This window comes from Streptomyces anatolicus (genome assembly GCF_019400875.1).
GTDB lineage: Bacteria > Actinomycetota > Actinomycetes > Streptomycetales > Streptomycetaceae > Streptomyces > Streptomyces anatolicus.
Genome location: NZ_WMBF01000379.1, coordinates 1 through 6,282 on the forward strand (window position 1 = coordinate 1; position 6,282 = coordinate 6,282).

A 6,282-nucleotide genomic window follows, 5' to 3' on the forward strand; every position below is an offset into this window, starting at 1 on the left:
GCCCATGGCGCCCCGCCCGAAGCCCGGGCAGACCCACCCGAGGCCGACGGCGCCCCGCCCGGGCCCGCCGCAAGCCTGCCCGCAGCCCGCGTCGCCCCTTCCGGGGCCCAAGGGGAGTCGTCCGGGGCCGGAAGGGGAGCGTCACCCGGCGGCGCCGGGGAGCGGGGCGCTGGGGTTACCGGCACTCGCAGAATTGCCCCGCACTCGCAGTCCAGTTCCGGCTGGGGCCACTCGCCCCGGCGCCCGCAGGCCCCGCAGTGGACCGTCACCCACTCGTCCGCCCAGCTGCGCTCCCTGACCGGCGTCGCGGGGGCCCCGCGCGCCACCGGCGCCGTCAGGGGGGCGCCACACGCGCAGGGCAGCGGCGCGGGAGCGTACAGATGTTCCCGCAGGCAGTCCGGGCACCGGACCCGCACGGCGCCGCCACCACCGTCACGGCCCTCCGTCATCCTCGCCACCGCCCGCCGCACCACCGTGCCGTCGCGCTCACCGGGGCGTGGCCGGCACCCGCGGCCCCTCACCCCTCGCGCCCTCTCCCGCCATCCTCCACCCGACCGGCGCCCCGCGGAGGCAAGTTGACGCAAGCCCGGGGCGGGCCGGTTCGCGGACGTCTCTTGACGGTGTCCGGCACCCGCCCTTACATTGCTTCCATATAGCAGAACATTCTTTCCACAATGCGGAAACGAAAAGCTCACCGCGGGGCGCGACGGGAGCCGGATCCGCCAGCCGTATCCGGCAGCCGAAAAGCCGGCAAAGCCATCGAAGCTGTCGAAGCAGTCGAAGCAGGAGAACCCCATGGCTCGTATGACCGCTGCCCGCGCGGCAGTTGAGATCCTCAAGCGCGAGGGCGTCGTCAACGCGTTCGGCGTGCCGGGCGCCGCGATCAACCCCTTCTACAAGGCGCTCAAGGAGGGCGGTGGCATCGACCACACCCTCGCGCGCCACGTCGAGGGCGCCTCGCACATGGCCGAGGGCTACACCCGCACCACCCCGGGCAACATCGGCGTCTGCATCGGCACGTCGGGCCCCGCCGGCACGGACATGATCACCGGTCTGTACTCCGCGACCGGCGACTCGATCCCGATCCTCTGCATCACCGGCCAGGCGCCCACGCACCTCCTGCACAAGGAGGACTTCCAGGCGGTCGACATCGCGACGATCGCCAAGCCGGTCACGAAGATGGCCGTCACCGTCCTGGAGGCCGCGCAGGTCCCCGGCATCTTCCAGCAGGCCTTCCACCTGATGCGCTCGGGCCGCCCGGGCCCGGTCCTCATCGACCTGCCCATCGACGTGCAGCAGACCGAGATCGAGTTCGACCCGGACACGTACGAGCCGCTGCCGGTCTACAAGCCGTCCGCGACCCGCGCCCAGATCGAGAAGGCCATCGGCTTCCTCCTGGAGTCCGAGCGGCCGCTGATCGTCGCGGGCGGCGGCATCATCAACGCCGACGCCTCCGACCTCCTGGTCGAGTTCGCCGAGATCACCAACACGCCGGTCGTGCCCACCCTGATGGGCTGGGGCACCATCCCCGACGACCACGACCTGAACGCCGGCATGGTCGGCCAGCAAACCGGCCACCGCTACGGCAACGCCACGTTCCTGGAGTCGGACTTCGTCCTCGGCATCGGCAACCGCTGGGCCAACCGCCACACCGGCTACAAGCTCGACGTGTACACCGAGGGCCGCAAGTTCGTGCACGTCGACATCGAGCCGACCCAGATCGGCAAGATCTTCGCGCCGGACTACGGCATCGCCTCGGACGCCAAGGCCGCCCTCGAACTCTTCGTCGAGGTCGCCAAGGAGCTGAAGGCCGCGGGCAAGCTGCCCGACCGCTCGGAGTGGGTCGCCTCCCACCTGGAGCGCAAGTCCACGCTCCAGCGCCGCACGCACTTCGACAACGTCCCCATGAAGCCGCAGCGCGTCTACGAGGAGATGAACAAGGCCTTCGGCCCCGAGACGCGGTACGTCACCACGATCGGCCTCTCGCAGATCGCGGGCGCCCAGATGCTGCACGTCTACCGGCCGCGGCACTGGATCAACTGCGGCCAGGCGGGCCCGCTCGGCTGGACCATCCCGGCCGCGCTCGGCGTCGCGAAGGCCGACCCGGAGAGCCCGGTCGTGGCGCTCTCCGGTGACTACGACTTCCAGTTCATGATCGAGGAGCTGGCGGTCGGCGCGCAGCACCGCATCCCGTACGTCCACGTCCTGGTCAACAACGCCTACCTCGGCCTGATCCGCCAGGCGCAGATCGGCCTGGACATCAACTTCCAGGTCAACCTGGAGTTCGAGAACCAGAACTCCCCGGAGCTGGGCGTCTACGGCGTGGACCACGTCAAGGTCGCCGAGGGCCTGGGCTGCAAGGCGATCCGCGTCACCGAGCCCGACGACCTGCTGCCCGCCTTCGAGCAGGCCAAGAAGCTCGCGGCGGAGCACCGGGTGCCGGTGGTCGTCGAGGCGATCCTGGAGCGCATCACGAACATCTCGATGAGCCCGACGGCCGACATCAGCGCGGTCAAGGAGTTCGAGGAGCTGGCGACGGAGCCGGGCCACGCGCCGACGGCGATCCGCTCGCTGCAGGTCTGACCGCTTCCCGCACGCCGACAGGGGCGGTCCACCCGAGAGGGTGGGCCGCCCCTTGGCGATGCCCTTACCGATCTCCTTACAGGGGCACACGTGTTCCCGTAGCGTGGCCGGATGGACTCGCTCGCTGGCCTGAAGGTCATGACCTGCACGGATGAACCCCAGCTGGCCGCCTGGCTGGCGGAGCACCACGACAGCTCGCCGGGGGTCTGGGTGAAGCTCGCCAAGAAGGGCTCGGGGGTGGCATCGGTGACGGCCGCGGAGGTCAACGACGCGGCGCTCTGCTACGGCTGGATCACCGGCCACCGCAAGTCGTACGACGACGTGTACTACCTCCAGAAGATCACCCCCCGCCGCCCGCGCAGCCTGTGGTCGCAGGTGAACATCGACCGGGTCGCGGAACTGGCCGCCGAGGGCCGCATGCGCGAGCCCGGGCTCGCCGAGGTCGAGGCGGCGCGGGCGGACGGCCGCTGGGCGGCGGCGTACGAGTCGCAGCGCAACGCCACCGTGCCGGACGACCTGACCGCCGCGCTCGCGGCAAGGCCGGCGGCACGCGAGACGTTCGACGGCCTCACCAAGTCCCAGCGTTACGTCGTCCTGCACCGCCTGATGACGGCGAAGACCCCGGCGACGCGCACCGCGCGGCTCGAACGGATGCTGGCGAAGCTGGAGTCGGGCGAAGCGGTCCGCTGACCGGCCGCCCCAGTGACACCGCCGCACGCGAAGAAGCGCCGGGGTACGGGACCGTCCGTACCCCGGCGCTTCTTCGTTCCGGCCGTGGAATGTGAAGTTGTTGCCGTCCGACGGCGCGCGACTGGCGGAACATGCGTACGCGCTGCCGGACGGAGTGCGGGGCGTCCCGAAAGGGACGGGACCCGCGGCGGCTGCGATGGACCAACGGTCTCCCTCCCTCAGGTCGAGAAGGAATCCGCCGGACCTTGACCACCGCACTGGCTCGCAGAGCCGCCGCGGACCGTGCCCGCCCGCACCCGTCACGTACCACCCCTCATCCGGGTCCGTGACAGCGGTGCGGGCTCAGCGCCGATAGGTCGACCTCCCGTCAACTCACCGGCGCAGCCTAAGAGGTGACGCTCGCTCAGTCCTCGCGCAGGGCGCGGACGGCGTCCTCGACGCGCTTGCCGTAGTCGGCGTCGGCGGCGTGGAAGTGGGCGAGGTTCTTCTCGATGACGTCGTCGCGGGAGACCTGCGAGAGGCCGCCGGCGATGTTCGCCACCAGACGCGACTTCTCGTCCTCCGACATCAGGCGGTACAACTCGCCCGCCTGGAAGAAGTCGTCGTCCTTGGTGTGCGTCGGGGCGGCGTGCGTACCCGTGTACCCGGCGACCGCGAGCGGCGCGGAGAGCGGCTGACCGGTCTCGGCCGGGCCGTCGTACGAGTTGGGCTCGTAGTTCTTGCGGTCGCGGCCGTACGCGTTGGACGCCATCAGACCGTCACGCCCGTAGTTGTCGGCCTTCGCCGCCTTGGGGGCGTTGACCGCGAGCTGGGTGTGGTTGACGCCCAGGCGGTAGCGGTGCGCGTCCGCGTAGGCGAACAGGCGGCCCTGGAGCATCTTGTCCGGCGAGGGGCCGATGCCCGGCACGAAGTTGTTCGGGGAGAACGCGGCCTGCTCGACCTCGGCGAAGACGTTGTCCGGGTTGCGGTCGAGGACCAGGCGGCCCACGCGCTGGAGCGGGTAGTCCTTGTGCGGCCACACCTTGGTGAGGTCGAACGGGTTGAAGCGGTAGTCCGCCGCCTCGGACGCGGGCATGATCTGCACGTGCAGCGTCCAGGACGGGTTGACGCCGCGCTCGATCGCCTGGAGCAGGTCGGTCTGGTGCGAGTTCGGGTCCTTGCCCGCGATCTCGGCGGCCTGCTCGCTGGAGAGGGAGCGGATGCCCTGGTTCGTCTTGAAGTGGTACTTGACGAAGAAGGCCTCGCCCTTGGCGTTCGTCCACTGGTAGGTGTGCGAGCCGTAGCCGTTCATGTGGCGGTACGAGGCCGGGATGCCGCGGTCGCCCATCAGCCAGGTGATCTGGTGCGTGGCCTCGGGGGAGTGCGCCCAGAAGTCCCAGACGTTGTCCGGCTCCTGCTTGCCCGTGAAGGGGTCGCGCTTCTGGGAGTGGATGAAGTCGGGGAACTTGATCGGGTCCTTGATGAAGAACACCGGGGTGTTGTTGCCGACGAGGTCGTAGTTGCCCTCTTCGGTGTAGAACTTCAGCGCGAAACCGCGCGGGTCACGGACCGCGTCCGCGCCGCCGAGGTTGTCGGCCACGGTCGAGAAGCGCAGGAAGACCTCGGTGCGCTTGCCGACCTCGCTGAGGAAGTCCGCGTGCGTGAAGCCGGTGACGTCGTCGGTCACCTCGAAGTAGCCGTACGCGCCCGAGCCGCGGGCGTGCACCACGCGCTCCGGGATGCGCTCACGGTTGAAGCGGGCCAGCTTCTCCAGGAGGTGCTGGTCCTGGAGCAGGATCGGGCCACCGACGCCGGCGGTGGCGGAGTTCTGATTGTCGGCGACCGGGGCGCCGGACTCGGTCGTAAGCACGCGCTTCGACATGGTGACCTTCCGTGCAGTGACTGCTGAGGTGCTCGGAGCGTAAGGAGCCCTGAACAGCTACGTCAACAGTTTGTTGAATTTGAGGTTGTGGTTCCGGGCCGCGGCGGCGCCTGGGCGCGACAGGACAGGTGTCAGCGCCGCCACGGCCCGGAAGTTCAGGGGGGAGCTCTCCCCGGCGCGGGGGTTAGAGCTCGGCGCCCGAAAGGCGCTCGACGGAGCGCAGCAGGGCGGAGTGGTCGAGACCGCCGTCGCCCTGCGCGCGCAGCGAGGCGACGAGCTGGGCGACGACCGCGCCGACGGGCAGGGCGGCACCCACGTTGCGGGCGGCGTCGGTGACGATGCCCATGTCCTTGTGGTGCAGGTCGATCCGGAAGCCGGGCTTGAAGTCCCGGTTCAGGAAGTTGTCCTTCTTGCGGGTCAGCACGGTGGAGCCGGCGAGCCCGCCGTTGAGGACGTCGAGCGCGGCCGTCAGGTCCACGCCGGACTTCTCCAGGAAGACCACGGCCTCGGCGCACGCCTGGATGTTGACGGCGACGATGAGCTGGTTGGCGGCCTTCACGGTCTGGCCGGAGCCGTGCGGACCGCAGAGCACGATGGTCTTGCCGAGGGCTTCGAGCAGCGGCTTGGCCTCGTCGAAGTCGGCCTGCTCACCGCCGACCATGATGGAGAGGACCGCCTCGATGGCACCCGCCTCGCCGCCGGAGACCGGGGCGTCCAGGACGCGCAGGCCCTTCTCCTTGGCGGCCTTGGCCAGGTCCACGGAGGTCTGCGGCGTGATCGACGACATGTCGACGATCAGGGCGCCGGACCGCGCGTTCTCCAGGATGCCGTCCGGACCGTACGCGATGGCCTCGACCTGCGGGGAGGCGGGCACCATCGTGACGATCACGTCGGCGTCCTTGACGGCCTCCGCGATGGACTTCGCGGCGGTGCCGCCGGCGGCCGAGAGCCGGTCCAGCTTGTCCTGCTCCAGGGTGAAGCCGGTGACGGAGTAACCCGCCTTGATCAGGTTCTCGGACATGGGGGAGCCCATGATGCCGAGTCCGATCCACGCGATCTTAGGGAGGTTGCTCATGAGGGTGCCTTTCTGCATGCGGTACTACGTCGTTCCTACGGCGAGGTTTTGACGCGGGGTGAACGGGTGGGTG

General features: G+C 69.9%; 4 protein-coding genes. 2 read left to right on the top strand and 2 right to left on the bottom strand.

Going from position 1 to position 6,282, the window contains the following annotated elements; all coding sequences use genetic code 11:
* Nucleotides 1-804: 804 nt before the first annotated feature.
* Nucleotides 805-2,583: a glyoxylate carboligase gene (gene gcl, locus GKQ77_RS25275; RefSeq protein ID WP_219691243.1), complete on the top strand. Its 1,779-nt coding sequence runs from the start codon at nucleotides 805-807 to the stop codon at nucleotides 2,581-2,583.
* 111 nt (nucleotides 2,584-2,694) lie between these two features.
* On the top strand, nucleotides 2,695-3,273 hold the full coding sequence (locus GKQ77_RS25280; RefSeq protein ID WP_219691241.1) for a YdeI/OmpD-associated family protein: 579 nt from the start codon (nucleotides 2,695-2,697) through the stop codon (nucleotides 3,271-3,273).
* Nucleotides 3,274-3,676: 403 nt separating this feature from the next.
* Here GKQ77_RS25280 and GKQ77_RS25285 read toward each other — a convergent pair whose 3' ends face one another.
* Nucleotides 3,677-5,134, bottom strand: coding sequence for a catalase (locus GKQ77_RS25285; protein ID WP_219691242.1), 1,458 nt, complete (start codon nucleotides 5,132-5,134; stop codon nucleotides 3,677-3,679).
* 184 nt (nucleotides 5,135-5,318) lie between these two features.
* Nucleotides 5,319-6,209 carry a 2-hydroxy-3-oxopropionate reductase gene (locus GKQ77_RS25290; RefSeq protein ID WP_125515965.1) on the bottom strand — a complete coding sequence of 297 codons (891 nt, stop codon included), beginning with the start codon at nucleotides 6,207-6,209 and terminating at the stop codon, nucleotides 5,319-5,321.
* Nucleotides 6,210-6,282 lie beyond the last annotated feature (73 nt).